The following is a 13375-nucleotide window of genomic DNA, read 5'->3' as shown; positions in this document are numbered from 1 at the left end:
GCACTCCTTTGCAGGGGTCCAGCTAAGCAACTTACTGCTTGCTGATTGTAATAAAGCTTAGGTTGGCCTGATCTTTAGTCAGCCCAAGGATGACGGTGACCTGTCCCCTCTGAAGCGACCAATAGGCGCTCGAACCCGCTGCGTCTGGCCGCGGCGGGTAGAGCAGCGCATCTGGCCAAGGCACATCCTCAAGCGCCGGGCCAGGCGCAGAAAAGTCGAGCACCAGCGTCGCATGCGAAGGGGCGTCCTGCGTGCTACGGAGCTCGATACGCTGCAAGGCCGCACCGGCCAGCACACCACCCTCACCGACCCGCACCACCATCGCTTCTTGCGATTGACGAGGGCCAAATTGTGTTTGAAGCTGGGCACTGAGTGCTGCGACATCTTGGAAATCGGTGCCGATCAAACGATCCACATCTTGCTTGAGGCGTTCCGTCACGTCTTTGCTCCTGGTTTCAATGGGGGGCTTGGTAGCTGCTACAGCTGAGTGACTGCGTGGAGTGCTAGAAACACATCCCGAATGGAGGGTGCACGCCAGTAGCCCAAGCGGCAACAAGATTGCTCGCGGGAAGGCGGCATGTCCCCAGCCAAATGGCAGACCATGTGATCCCCGAATGCGAAGGGCCATTTCTTTATCCCGCGCTAGAACTGTCGTGGAAATCTAGCACGGCAATATCCACCTGGAATAACCAAAGCGCTGCCGCCAACGGCGACAGCATGTCGGGAGGCCCGAACTTTTTATGGTCTGCAGACGTTGCACGGTATCGTTTGTATCGGCAGCTCCAACGCCCAACGGCGAAATGATCCTCGCTTGCGCGAATCGCGTTACCGGCCGTCGATGGCGCTTGCACTCGGCTTCATGGGGTGGGATGCGCCGGATCAGGCTGAGCATTCGTGCCGGATCAGCTCACTTTTGATCCGTCACCGATACGCCTTAACCCTTTCTACAGCCCCCACCCGCCATCCTCGCCGCAGACTCAACTGGAGAACACACGATGATGAAGTGGATGGGCACCGCGCTGGCCGCGGCACTGCTGGTGAGCGGTTGCGCCAAGGTGGAGGGCGAGAAGTTCGTCGGCCACTGGGTCAACGTGCAGACGCAGGAAGAGACGATGGACATCGAGCGCAATGGCGAGACCTTCATGGTCCGCAGCACCACGCCGAAGTTCTTCAGCCGCAAGCCCAAGACCGAGAGCTACCCGGCGGTCTACAAGGACGGGGCGCTGCAGGTCACCAACGATGGCGAGACGGTGAACTTCGCCATCGACGAGGCTAACGGCCACCTCAACACCGGCGGCGAGCAGTACCAGCGCGTGCCGGCCAAGTAAGGCCGCCGCTGCCGCCAGCGCCCGCGTGCCGACCTTCACCGTCGCACGCGGGCGTTTTGCGTTTGTGGCTCTGCCGGCGGCGCCGATCGGCCGGCGCCTGCCTCCAAAGAACGCCAAGCCTGAGGCACCACCCGTCGCTCCGCCCGCTCTCCCCTGCCATCCAGCGCGCGCAAGCCTTACAGTGCGCAGGCACGCCAGGGTCATGGCGCTGCCCGACCGATCAATCCAGCAACTACGAGGGTGTCATGAGCAAGGGGATGGACCAGAAAAAGAGCCAGAAGAAAGAGCCGGCCAAGACGCTGAAGGAAAAGCGCGCGGCCAAGCAGGAAAAGAAGGCCAAGTAAGCCGCCCGGCCTGCCAGACGGCGAACGGGGTCAGGCGGATCGCCTGACCTCGGGTTTTTAAGATCACACCAAGCATCAGCGTGCGCGTTCCTGCCTGTGCACGCTCACGCTGCGCTGCTCGGCGATCGACAGGCCTTACAGCGGGCTCTGTTGTCAGTGTGACGTGCGAGAAACCCTTCCTCTCAAGCAGCCAGCCGCTTGATCCGTGACGGCAGATCGCCCAGCGCGCGATGGGCTTGTTCCAGCTCGTAATCGGCCTGCAGGCCCAACCAGAAGCGCTCGGTCGTGCCCAATGCGGCAGCCAGGCGCACGGCGGTGTCGGCGGTGATGCCGCGCTTGCCCAGCACGATCTCATTGATGCGGCGCGGCGGTACATCAGTAGCCCGCGCCAGTGCGTTCTGGCTGATGCCCATCGGCTCGAGAAACTCTTCGAGCAGAATTTCGCCGGGGTGGATGTTGGGTAGGACTGTCATGGACAGATGCCTCTTGCTCAGTGGTAATCGACGATTTCGACCTCGGCGACATCGCCCTCCATCCATCGGAAGCAGATGCGCCATTGGTCGTTGATCCGGATGCTGTACTGCCCGCGCCGCTCGCCCTTCAACGCTTCCAGCCGGTTGGCAGGCGGAATGCGTAGATCGTCGAGGTGCGCGGCAGCGTTGAGCATGCGCAACTTGCGGCGCGCGACCGGCTGGATGTCGGCCGGCAACCGGCGGGAGCGCTCGCCCTGCCAGATCTTTTCGGCTTCCTTGTCGACAAAGCTCCTGATCATGTGCCGACCATAACGCGATCCGTTATATGACGCAAGCCGTCATAGCTGCGAGATCGCCCCCGCGCCGGGCTGCTGAAGCCTTACGGGGGTTCAGCCGACATACGTGTAAAAATGACTCGCAGAATCCGATTTCTTTTGTGAAAACATGAAGTTGCCAGATAAAACGGCGCTTCCATCGGCTCATCCACTACCTCGTCCCTTTCGAGGTTCGACACGCTGCAACTGTCTTGCGGCGACTGTGCGAGACCGGTCGGTCGCAGGGTGGGTCATAGACGGATGCCGCCGGCTTCACAGCAGAGCACGCAAGAACTATTCGGGAGTACACGCAGCCGGGATTGAGGGCCGGCAGGAATCTGTGAAAAAATTCTTTACTAACAGCAAGTTATCCCACTTTTGGCTGTTTTTTGCACGAATCCCTGCCGACCCTCTGGTATTCATGGCGACGTCGAATCAGCCTTACGGGTTGATGTGCTGCAGACGTTCCCTTTGAACTGGGTGTAGCACGCTAGCAATGGCATTGCGAGCAGGGTGCCAGCGCCGACCGCTCAGGTGCGGCTTGGCCGTCCCAACGCCCCGCCACAGGTAGCTGTTAGCTCTCGCAGCCCATCCGGTGCACTGCGCGTAGTGCGCGAAACCCTTCCCGCAGCAGCGAAGCCCAGATGACCCGGTGCGTAGCTGCAGCGCCAAATCAGAAACTCCCGCATCCCGCCTACCGGCGCATATCGACAATCAGAGCGTCATCCCGCATCGCCCAGAGACGCTATGAACGACTACGGTTCTTATCGCTACCTACCTGCCGATGGTTGGTACGCCACCTATTCACAAGCTGCCGAGGCCGATGAGCCACGTGTCTTCCAGCGCGTGGCCCTATGGCGGGTGGCCCCGCATGGAACGATCGTTGGGCTGATCTCTTCGCCCGACCATAGCCAGAACGAGAGCGAATCGCAGCTTCTGAGCGCACCGCGCGGTCTAGGCGTCCACTACATCCACATTGATGATCTGACCGCAGAGGAACGCGAGCAGATCCGCCGCAGACGTTTCAGTTGATCGCCTTTGCGAGGTCTAATCCCTGCGGACTCATTTGGAATCTGACGAGATGCGCACTGCTTCAATGTCTTTGCTAAGTCTTCCGCACGCGAAGACTGTCGTCGCCGACGTCGGTGCGCCTGTGTCCGTTACCGCTTCCCCCTGTCAGGTGCGCGACAGCGCGGGGACGTTCGCCGGCATCAATGCTGCGCCGGTCAAACGCATACGCAAGACGCTGCAATCGATCGTGGCAAAGGCAGAGCGATCATGTCACGTGCCTCTGCTGCAGATAGATGCCCAAACCTCCGATCTCGCCAGTGCGATTGCACAGGTGGATGGTGCATCGGCACAGTCGTCCAGGCAGGATGAGCAATGGGAGATGCACTGCCGTGTTGTCCTCGAATGCATGCGCGCATGCGCGGGCGAATCCTACACGGCCGATCTGGCGACAGTGGCCGACATCGGCGGGCTCCATCTTGATGCGCCGATGTCCACGCCGCGGTTGAAATTGTGGGAGGGTGCGACGGACGACGCGATTGTGGTGGTGCTGGGTTTCTCCGGCACTCGCTTGGATGCGACCAACGATCTGCTGTGCGACATGAGAAGCCAGATCGCCCAGCCGCACGTCAACATATTGGACGAACGCCTTCCCACGTTGGGCAAGGTGGGCGCAGGCTGGCAGGAATGGTGGCACTCCGAAGCTCAGCTGCCGCGCGCCGAAGGAGCCATCATGAAGGACGTGCTGATACGCTACTCGAACCTGGCGCGGGACAGCGGCAAGGCATTATTGATGTCATTGACGGGACATAGCTTGGGCGCGTCAGGGGCCATGGTCGCCGGCTTCGATATCGCGCACTTTCTGCGTGCGGCCGGGGCCAGTGGCAAGGTCAGCGTGTATGCCTTCAACCCGCCACGGCTGGGGCAAGCGGGCATCGTGAGGCGCTACAGGGACAACCTGACATCGGAGCGCAGCGCATTGCACTTCACGCTGCGCCAGTTCACTCGCACGCTGGATCCGATCCAGTCCATGCCCTTTTTCATGCATCACCCGCACTGGAATCAAGACAGGGCAGCCACTGGCGAGCGCGCCGGCAGCGCCAGCGGCGATCGCTTCGCGCAATTCGTCACCATTACAGACCAGCCGGCGAGCAGGATCAATCTGGCGGACAACCACGAATTGACGGTGTGGGGCCCTTATTTCCTGTCCAAGATCGAGCAGGCCAAGTTGCAGCGCATCTTCTCTCCCGTGGAGGTGTCAGAAGGGACATCCGGAGACTCGCGTCTTTCCCGAAGGCAACTGTTCGTCTCCTTTAAAAATTCTCTAAGGAACCTCTGAACAACGCACCACAGATACGCGACACTACCCGCCTCATGTTGAGGAGTGATCCATGCAACTGACGTTCGGTGACGCTGAAGGCCTGGGCAAGCGTAAGCAGACCCGCCGGGAGATCTTCCTGGCCGAGATGGAGCAGGTCGTTCCGTGGCAGCACTTGCTCGGTCTGATCGAACCGCACTATCCGGTGTCGGGGCGCCCTGGTCGACAGCCATACGCACTGGCGACGATGTTGCGGATTCATTTGCTGCAGCAGTGGTATGCGTTGAGCGATCCGGCGATGGAAGAAGCGTTGCACGAGATCCCGATCTTGCGGAGGTTTGCCCAGCTCGGTGGCTTGGACAACGTTCCGGACGAGACCACGATTTTGAACTTTCGGCGCCTGCTGGAGACCCATGGCCTTGCCGCGCGGATGCTGGACGCGGTCAATGCGCATCTGGCGCGCAAGGGTCAGAGCCTGCGGTCGGGCACGATCGTCGATGCGACACTGATCGCTGCGCCCAGTTCGACCAAGAATGCCGATCACGCGCGCGACCCTGAAATGCATCAGACCAGGAAGGGCAATCAGTGGTATTTCGGGATGAAGGCGCACATCGGCGTGGATGAGTTTTCCGGGTTGGTGCACCACGTCCATTGCACAGCGGCTAATGTCGCCGACGTCACGGTGACGCACACGTTGCTGCATGGCAACGAAGACAGCGTGTTCGGCGACAGCGGCTACACCGGCGCGGACAAACGCGACGAACTGCAGACCTGCAAGGCAGCATTCTTCATCGCCGCCAGGCCCTCGACGACGCAAGCCATCGGCAACAACCGCGAGCGTGCTCGGGAACAGCGTTGGGAACACTTCAAGGCCAGCGTGCGCGCGAAGGTGGAGCATCCATTCCGGGTGATCAAGCGCCAATTCGGTTACACCAAGGTCCGCTATCGCGGCCTGGCCAAGAACACCGCGCAGGTGCTGACGTTGTTTGCGCTGTCAAACCTGTGGATGAAGCGAAAGCAGTTACTGCCTGCTATGGGGAGCGTGCGCCTGTAACCCGGGGAATTCCCAAGGAAAGTGCCAGAAATAGCGGAAGATCCGAAGATCCAAACGCGACTCTCCGGACCGACGCGACATCCCGCACTCTCAGGCCGCGTTATTCAGACCTTAAGTGAGCTAACTCGCGGTCATCAAAGAAGTTTTTCACAACCGCCTGCCGGCCCTCCATACGGGTCCGGGATCGCCGCCACGTCTGCGCCTCAACCCCGGTCGTCGAGGGTTGCCAGGATCACCCGAAGTTGTGTGCTGCCATGCGGATTCGGAAGAAGTGTAGGGACCAGAGACCTTTAGTCTTGAGGCGACCATGTTTTCTGTAAAGAGGTATGCCTGATGGATCCCATTCGTTCGCGCACGCCAATTCCTGCCCGCGAACTTCTGCCCGGACCCCAACCGGATAGGGTTCAGCCGACTGCAGATCGGGGGGTGTCTCCGCCTGCTGGCGGCCCCCTGGATGGCTTGCCGGCTCGGCGGACGATGTCTCAGACCCGGCTGCCGCCCCCCCCTGCGCCCATGCCTGCATTCTCAGCGGGCAGCTTCAGCGATCTGCTACGTCAGTTCGATCCGTCGCTTCTTGATTCGGTGTCTGCCTTCGGCGCTCCTCATACAGAGGCTGCCCCAGGAGAGTTGGATGAGGTGCAATCGGTTCTGCGTGCAGCCGATGACCCGCAACCCTCCGACGCTTCGTCGGCCGCGCAGGTGGATCTACGCACGCTCGGCTACAGTCAGCAGCAGCAAGAAAAGATCAAATCGGAGGCTCGTTCGACAGTAGAGCAGCACCACAAGGCACTGGTCGGCCATGGGTTTACACACGCGCACATCGTTGAGCTCAGCAAACACCCGGCAGCGTTAGGGACCGTCGCTGTCAAGTATCAGGCCATGATCGCGGCGTTGCCAGAGGCGACACACGAAGACGTCGTTGGCGTCGGCAAACAGTGGTCCGGCGCACGCGCTCTGGAGGCATTGCTCACGGTGGCGGGAGAGTTGAGAAGTCCACCATTACAGTTGGACACAGGCCAACTTTTCAAGATTGCAAAACGTGGCGGCGTGACCGCGGTGAAGGCAGTGCATGCATGGCGCAATGCACTGACTGGTGCCCCCCTGAACCTGACCCCGAAGCAGGTGGTGGCCATCGCCAGCCACGATGGCGGCAAGCAGGCGCTGGAGACGGTGCAGCGGCTGTTGCCGGTGCTGTGCCAGGCCCCCCATGACCTGACCCGGGAGCAGGTGGTGGCCATCGCCAGCAATGGCGGCGGCAAGCAGGCGCTGGAGACGGTGCAGCGGCTGTTGCCGGTGCTGCGCCAGGCCCCCCATGACCTGACCCGGGCGCAGGTGGTGGCCATCGCCAGCCACGATGGCGGCAAGCAGGCGCTGGAGACGGTGCAGCGGCTGTTGCCGGTGCTGTGCCAGGCCCCCCATGACCTGACCCGGGAGCAGGTGGTGGCCATCGCCAGCCACGATGGCGGCAAGCAGGCGCTGGAGACGGTGCAGGCGCTGTTGCCGGTGCTGCGCCAGGCCCATGGCCTGACCCCGGCGCAGGTGGTGGCCATCGCCAGCAATATTGGCGGCAAGCAGGCGCTGGAGACGGTGCAGCGGCTGTTGCCGGTGCTGTGCCAGGCCCCCCATGACCTGACCCCGGCGCAGGTGGTGGCCATCGCCAGCAATAACGGCGGCAAGCAGGCGCTGGAGACGGTGCAGGCGCTGTTGCCGGTGCTGTGCCAGGCCCCCCATGACCTGACCCCGAAGCAGGTGGTGGCCATCGCCAGCAATGGCGGCGGCAAGCAGGCGCTGGAGACGGTGCAGGCGCTGTTGCCGGTGCTGTGCCAGGCCCCCCATGACCTGCCCCCGGAGCAGGTGGTGGCCATCGCCAGCAATGGCGGCGGCAAGCAGGCGCTGGAGACGGTGCAGCGGCTGTTGCCGGTGCTGTGCCAGGCCCCCCATGACCTGACCCCGAAGCAGGTGGTGGCCATCGCCAGCAATGGCGGCGGCAAGCAGGCGCTGGAGACGGTGCAGGCGCTGTTGCCGGTGCTGCGCCAGGCCCATGGCCTGACCCCGGCGCAGGTGGTGGCCATCGCCAGCAATATTGGCGGCAAGCAGGCGCTGGAGACGGTGCAGCGGCTGTTGCCGGTGCTGTGCCAGGCCCCCCATGACCTGACCCCGGCGCAGGTGGTGGCCATCGCCAGCAATAACGGCGGCAAGCAGGCGCTGGAGACGGTGCAGGCGCTGTTGCCGGTGCTGTGCCAGGCCCCCCATGACCTGACCCCGAAGCAGGTGGTGGCCATCGCCAGCAATGGCGGCGGCAAGCAGGCGCTGGAGACGGTGCAGGCGCTGTTGCCGGTGCTGTGCCAGGCCCCCCATGACCTGACCCCGAAGCAGGTGGTGGCCATCGCCAGCAATGGCGGCGGCAAGCAGGCGCTGGAGACGGTGCAGGCGCTGTTGCCGGTGCTGTGCCAGGCCCCCCATGACCTGACCCCGAAGCAGGTGGTGGCCATCGCCAGCAATGGCGGCGGCAAGCAGGCGCTGGAGACGGTGCAGGCGCTGTTGCCAGTGCTGCGCCAGGCCCCCCATGGCCTGACCCGGGAGCAGGTGGTGGCCATCGCCAGCCACGATGGCGGCAAGCAGGCGCTGGAGACGGTGCAGGCGCTGTTGCCGGTGCTGTGCCAGGCCCCCCATGGCCTGACCCCGGCGCAGGTGGTGGCCATCGCCAGCAATAACGGCGGCAAGCAGGCGCTGGAGACGGTGCAGGCGCTGTTGCCGGTGCTGCGCCAGGCCCATGGCCTGACCCCGAAGCAGGTGGTGGCCATCGCCAGCCACGATGGCGGCAAGCAGGCGCTGGAGACGGTGCAGGCGCTGTTGCCGGTGCTGTGCCAGGCCCATGGCCTGACCCCGAAGCAGGTGGTGGCCATCGCCAGCAATGGCGGCGGCAAGCAGGCGCTGGAGACGGTGCAGGCGCTGTTGCCGGTGCTGTGCCAGGCCCCCCATGACCTGACCCGGGAGCAGGTGGTGGCCATCGCCAGCCACGATGGCGGCAAGCAGGCGCTGGAGACGGTGCAGGCGCTGTTGCCGGTGCTGTGCCAGGCCCCCCATGGCCTGACCCGGGAGCAGGTGGTGGCCATCGCCAGCAATGGCGGCGGCAAGCAGGCGCTGAAGAGCATTTTTGCACAGTTATCTCGCCCTGATCCGGCGTTGGCCGCGTTGACCAACGACCGCCTCGTCGCCTTGGCCTGCATCGGCGGACGCTCTGCGCTGAATGCAGTGAAAGACGGATTGCCGAATGCGCTGACATTGATCAGAAGAGCCAAAAGCCGTATTCCCGAACGCACATCGCATCTCGTTGCCGACCAAACGCAAGTTGTTCGCGTGCTGGGTTTTTTCCAGTGCCACTCCCATCCAGCGCAAGCATTTGATGAAGCCATGACGCAGTTCGGGATGAGCAGGCACGGGTTGTTACAGCTATTTCGCAGGGTGGGCGTCACCGAACTCGAAGCCCGCAGTGGAACGCTCCCTCCAGCCTCGCAGCGTTGGGGTCGTATTCTCCAAGCATTAGGGATGAAAAGGGCGAAACCGTCCTCTGCTTCGGCTCAAACGCCGGACCAGGAGTCTTTGCATGCATTCGCCGATTCGCTGGAGCGTGAGCTGGATGCGCCCAGCCCAATGGACCAGGCAGGCCAGGCGCTGGCAAGCAGCCGCCGCAAACGGTCCCGATCGGATCGTTCTGTCACCGGCTCCTCCGCACAGCAAGCTGTCGAGGTGCTCGTTCCCGAACAGCGCGATGCGTTGTCCCTCCTCAGCTGGGGTGTAAAACGCCCGCGTACCAGGATCGGCGGCCTGCCGGATCCTGGCACGCCCATGGATGCCGACCTGGTAGCGTCCAGCACCGTGGTTTGGGAACAAGATGCGGACCCCTTCGCAGGGACAGCGGATGATTTCCCGGCATTCAACGAAGAGGAGCTCGCATGGTTGATGGAGCTATTGCCTCATTGAGGCTCAGTCGGGGACTACCTGAACGGACCCGAATACATCAGCGGAGCACTGCTGGGGTGGGCGCAACGCAACGGCATCCGCATCGAACACATCCAGCCGGGCAAGCCACAACAGAACGCCTACGTTGAACGTTACAACCGCACGGTCCGCTACGCCTTTCTGGCCCGCACCCTGTTCGACACCATCGAGCAGGTGCAGGACAAAGCCACGCGCTGGCTATGGACTTACAACCATGAGCGCCCGAACATGGCGCTAGGCGGCATCACGCCAGCGATGAAACTGGCGATGGCTGCATAACTCCACTTCTGGAGTCCGCTACAAATGGGGGGATTACCCATCGAGCTGGTCGCCAGAAAACCGTACCCCAACAAGTGCTATCGGGTGGCGTGCCGCAAGGTCGGCCAGAAAGCCATGCAGGGCATCTTGATCGAGACGGCCGGGCGCGTGGGCGAGTTCACCACGCTGACGCGTTGGGCTGTCGGCGGTGATCGCGTCGTCAATCATCAGGTGCAGTATGTCGTCCTCGATGACGAGCTGGACGCCATCACCGAGGCAATGGTGCTGTGGTATGGCATGTCACCCAGCCTTGGCGGGTTTTCCCAGCGCTGGCCATCGGTCGCCGAAAACTGGACACCGGCAGCCGCGCAACCACGCATGGAGTTGGTCAGCCGCGAACGCCAAGGGTACTACGCCGACAGCCTCGACTCGGCAGGGCGCATCGTGGAGCGTGCCGAGGTATTCAAAGTGCATACCGTCGAGCGCGAGCGCGTTCTTTTCGGCAGCAAGTCCGACAGTTACGACCGTATTCCGACCGCCGATATGGCGTTCCGGGGTTCAGCCGACATACGTGTAAAAATGACTCACAAGCTCGGATTTCACCCATTGCATCAGTGAGTTAGCGGATATTTCTGGGTAACAAAACTCCACTACCAACAGCGATTAGCTCACTTTTGGCTGTTTTTTACACGAATCCCTGCCGCCCCTTATCTTCGCGGCCAGTCGACGGAATTCGTTCATGCTCATGTCCGTCACAAAAGGCGCGTTGATTGCCCTTGCGCTGTGAGAAGTACCACCGCCTTCTTATCGAAGGAAACGAAGGTTTCCCCGCCAAGCCAGTTGCCTTCGTAGGCAATGACGCCATCGGCAAAGTCTCCGCCCGCGTCGAGCACCAGCAAGCCAGCCTCCACGGCAGGCCGGTTCACTTCCACATTCGCGGCGGCCAGTAGTGCCCGGATCGCGCTGGCCGCGTCGGCTTGCTGGAAGCCGTAGACACGCAGCAGCACCCAAACAAATTCGCATAGGCACGGCAACGCGACCGCGATCAACTCGGCGTCGGTCAAGACTGCGGCGGCAACGTCCGCTTGTGCGGGATCGTCACGCACAACCGCACGCACAAGGACGTTGGTATCGACTGCGACCTTCATTGCTTACCTGCCCAGCCTTGCGCCGCCGCCTCGTTGATTTCTTCGATGGTGGCAACCTTCTGCGTCCTGCCCGCGAGCAGGCCGACAAAGCTGGCTATCGTCCCTGCGGGCCGGGCCGCCTTGAGCACGCCCCGACCATCTGGCAGCAAGTTCAGCTCGATCTTGTCGCCTGGCCTAATGCCGAGGTGTTGCAGTACGTCCTTCCGAAACGTCACTTGTCCCCGTGCGGTAACGGTCAATGTGGTCATGGTGGTTTGCCTCGCAATCCAAGGTTGATGCTTTGCATTGTAATGCAAAAATGCCTTACTTTCGATGTCCGTCAAACGATCATTAGGCGGTCATGCCGGACAATGTCCGGCAATGCGCTTGTTTAATGGGTTGTCGGACAGTATGATAAACGGACGGAAAGACGGACAAAAGGGGCGGTAATGGTACTGATCGGCTATGCGCGGGTATCGACGGCGGAACAGGACACCGCTTTGCAGACGGATGCGCTACGCAAGGCAGGCTGCGCGCGCGTTTTTGAGGACACGGCTTCTGGGGCCAAGGCCGACAGGCCCGGCTTGGCTGATGCGCTGGCCTACCTGCGCGCCGGCGACGTGCTGGCCGTCTGGCGTCTGGATCGGCTCGGGCGCTCGATGCCACACCTCATTGAGACAATCGCCGCGCTGGAAGCGCGTGGCGTCGGCTTCCGGTCGCTGACCGAAAGCATCGACACCACCACGCCGGGCGGACGGCTCATCTTCCACGTCTTCGGCGCACTGGGCCAGTTCGAGCGCGATTTGATCCGCGAGCGCACCAAGGCCGGGCTGACCGCTGCCGCCGCACGCGGGCGGAAGGGCGGGCGAAAGCCGGTTGTCACCGCCGACAAGTTGCAGCGAGCGCGGGAGCACATCGCCAACGGGCTTAATGCCCGAGAGGCCGCTACACGGCTCAAGGTGAGCAAGACGGCTCTATACGCCGCGCTGCAATCCACTAGGGAACCTCTGAACAACGCACCATAGATACGCGACACTACCCGCCTCATGTTGAGGAGTGATCCATGCAACTGACGTTCGGTGACGCTGAAGGCCTGGGCAAGCGTAAGCAGACCCGCCGGGAGATCTTCCTGGCCGAGATGGAGCAGGTCGTTCCGTGGCAGCACTTGCTCGGTCTGATCGAACCGCACTATCCGGTGTCGGGGCGCCCTGGTCGACAGCCATACGCACTGGCGACGATGTTGCGGATTCATTTGCTGCAGCAGTGGTATGCGTTGAGCGATCCGGCGATGGAAGAAGCGTTGCACGAGATCCCGATCTTGCGGAGGTTTGCCCAGCTCGGTGGCTTGGACAACGTTCCGGACGAGACCACGATTTTGAACTTTCGGCGCCTGCTGGAGACCCATGGCCTTGCCGCGCGGATGCTGGACGCGGTCAATGCGCATCTGGCGCGCAAGGGTCAGAGCCTGCGGTCGGGCACGATCGTCGATGCGACACTGATCGCTGCGCCCAGTTCGACCAAGAATGCCGATCACGCGCGCGACCCTGAAATGCATCAGACCAGGAAGGGCAATCAGTGGTATTTCGGGATGAAGGCGCACATCGGCGTGGATGAGTTTTCCGGGTTGGTGCACCACGTCCATTGCACAGCGGCTAATGTCGCCGACGTCACGGTGACGCACACGTTGCTGCATGGCAACGAAGACAGCGTGTTCGGCGACAGCGGCTACACCGGCGCGGACAAACGCGACGAACTGCAGACCTGCAAGGCAGCATTCTTCATCGCCGCCAGGCCCTCGACGACGCAAGCCATCGGCAACAACCGCGAGCGTGCTCGGGAACAGCGTTGGGAACACTTCAAGGCCAGCGTGCGCGCGAAGGTGGAGCATCCATTCCGGGTGATCAAGCGCCAATTCGGTTACACCAAGGTCCGCTATCGCGGCCTGGCCAAGAACACCGCGCAGGTGCTGACGTTGTTTGCGCTGTCAAACCTGTGGATGAAGCGAAAGCAGTTACTTCCTGCTATGGGGAGCGTGCGCCTGTAACCCGGGGAATTCCCACGGAAAGCGCCAGAAATGGCCAAACTCCGAAGATCCAAACGCGACTCTCCGCAACGACGCGACATTCCGCGCTCTCAGGCCGCGTTATTC

The 13375-nt window shown here is 62.3% G+C and carries 13 protein-coding genes and 1 pseudogene; 9 read left to right on the top strand and 5 right to left on the bottom strand.

Annotated features, from left to right (window positions below):
• Positions 1 to 31: 31 nt before the first annotated feature.
• The gene (locus NMB96_RS06360) at positions 32 to 439 is read right to left on the bottom strand and encodes a hypothetical protein (protein WP_104592032.1); all 408 of its coding nucleotides are present in this window, start codon (positions 437 to 439) and stop codon (positions 32 to 34) included.
• Positions 440 to 995: 556 nt separating this feature from the next.
• Between NMB96_RS06360 and NMB96_RS06355 the strand changes: the two genes are divergently transcribed.
• On the top strand, positions 996 to 1328 hold the full coding sequence (locus tag NMB96_RS06355) for a hypothetical protein (protein WP_183086954.1): 333 nt from the start codon (positions 996 to 998) through the stop codon (positions 1326 to 1328).
• A 526-nt stretch (positions 1329 to 1854) separates the two neighbouring features.
• On the opposite strand, the gene NMB96_RS06345 is transcribed toward NMB96_RS06355, so the two are convergent.
• The gene (locus tag NMB96_RS06345) at positions 1855 to 2145 is read right to left on the bottom strand and encodes a HigA family addiction module antitoxin (protein WP_006449989.1); all 291 of its coding nucleotides are present in this window, start codon (positions 2143 to 2145) and stop codon (positions 1855 to 1857) included.
• A 17-nt stretch (positions 2146 to 2162) separates the two neighbouring features.
• Entirely contained in the window at positions 2163 to 2444 is a 282-nt protein-coding gene (locus NMB96_RS06340) for a type II toxin-antitoxin system RelE/ParE family toxin (RefSeq protein ID WP_023905806.1), read from the bottom strand.
• A 762-nt stretch (positions 2445 to 3206) separates the two neighbouring features.
• Here NMB96_RS06340 and NMB96_RS06335 point away from each other — a divergent pair.
• From NMB96_RS06335 to NMB96_RS06310, 6 genes and pseudogenes are all read left to right on the top strand, one after another.
• Complete coding sequence (locus NMB96_RS06335) at positions 3207 to 3491, top strand: hypothetical protein (protein WP_104552355.1); 285 nt, start codon at positions 3207 to 3209, stop codon at positions 3489 to 3491.
• Between the two features lie 49 nt (positions 3492 to 3540).
• A complete protein-coding gene (gene xopAP, locus NMB96_RS06330; RefSeq protein ID WP_023904055.1) occupies positions 3541 to 4806 on the top strand; it encodes a XopAP family type III secretion system effector in 1266 nt (421 codons plus the stop codon).
• 52 nt (positions 4807 to 4858) lie between these two features.
• Positions 4859 to 5839 carry an IS5 family transposase gene (locus tag NMB96_RS06325; protein WP_183086757.1) on the top strand — a complete coding sequence of 327 codons (981 nt, stop codon included), beginning with the start codon at positions 4859 to 4861 and terminating at the stop codon, positions 5837 to 5839.
• Positions 5840 to 6172: 333 nt separating this feature from the next.
• Complete coding sequence (gene avrBs3 / locus NMB96_RS06320; protein ID WP_255086511.1) at positions 6173 to 9823, top strand: type III secretion system effector avirulence protein AvrBs3; 3651 nt, start codon at positions 6173 to 6175, stop codon at positions 9821 to 9823.
• 21 nt (positions 9824 to 9844) lie between these two features.
• Positions 9845 to 10120: pseudogene (locus NMB96_RS06315) on the top strand (transposase); the annotation flags it as partial.
• Positions 10121 to 10144: 24 nt separating this feature from the next.
• On the top strand, positions 10145 to 10717 hold the full coding sequence (locus NMB96_RS06310) for a DUF6012 family protein (RefSeq protein ID WP_255086510.1): 573 nt from the start codon (positions 10145 to 10147) through the stop codon (positions 10715 to 10717).
• 134 nt (positions 10718 to 10851) lie between these two features.
• Here NMB96_RS06310 and NMB96_RS06305 read toward each other — a convergent pair whose 3' ends face one another.
• On the bottom strand, positions 10852 to 11247 hold the full coding sequence (locus NMB96_RS06305; RefSeq protein WP_009602864.1) for a type II toxin-antitoxin system VapC family toxin: 396 nt from the start codon (positions 11245 to 11247) through the stop codon (positions 10852 to 10854).
• Positions 11244 to 11495, bottom strand: a complete 252-nt coding sequence (locus NMB96_RS06300) for an AbrB/MazE/SpoVT family DNA-binding domain-containing protein (protein WP_002804328.1) — start codon at positions 11493 to 11495, stop codon at positions 11244 to 11246. Before NMB96_RS06300 ends, NMB96_RS06305 begins: the two co-directional genes overlap by 4 nt.
• Positions 11496 to 11675: 180 nt before the next feature.
• On the opposite strand from NMB96_RS06300, the gene NMB96_RS06295 reads away from it, so the two are divergent.
• Positions 11676 to 12251, top strand: a complete 576-nt coding sequence (locus tag NMB96_RS06295) for a recombinase family protein (protein ID WP_183086756.1) — start codon at positions 11676 to 11678, stop codon at positions 12249 to 12251.
• Between the two features lie 38 nt (positions 12252 to 12289).
• Positions 12290 to 13270, top strand: a complete 981-nt coding sequence (locus NMB96_RS06290) for an IS5 family transposase (protein WP_183086757.1) — start codon at positions 12290 to 12292, stop codon at positions 13268 to 13270.
• Positions 13271 to 13375: the final 105 nt, after the last annotated feature.

It is taken from the genome of Xanthomonas hortorum, assembly GCF_024339125.1.
Classification (GTDB): domain Bacteria; phylum Pseudomonadota; class Gammaproteobacteria; order Xanthomonadales; family Xanthomonadaceae; genus Xanthomonas; species Xanthomonas hortorum.
The sequence above is the reverse complement of the archived record's forward strand: the minus strand, read 5'-3'. Positions and strand labels throughout refer to the sequence as shown.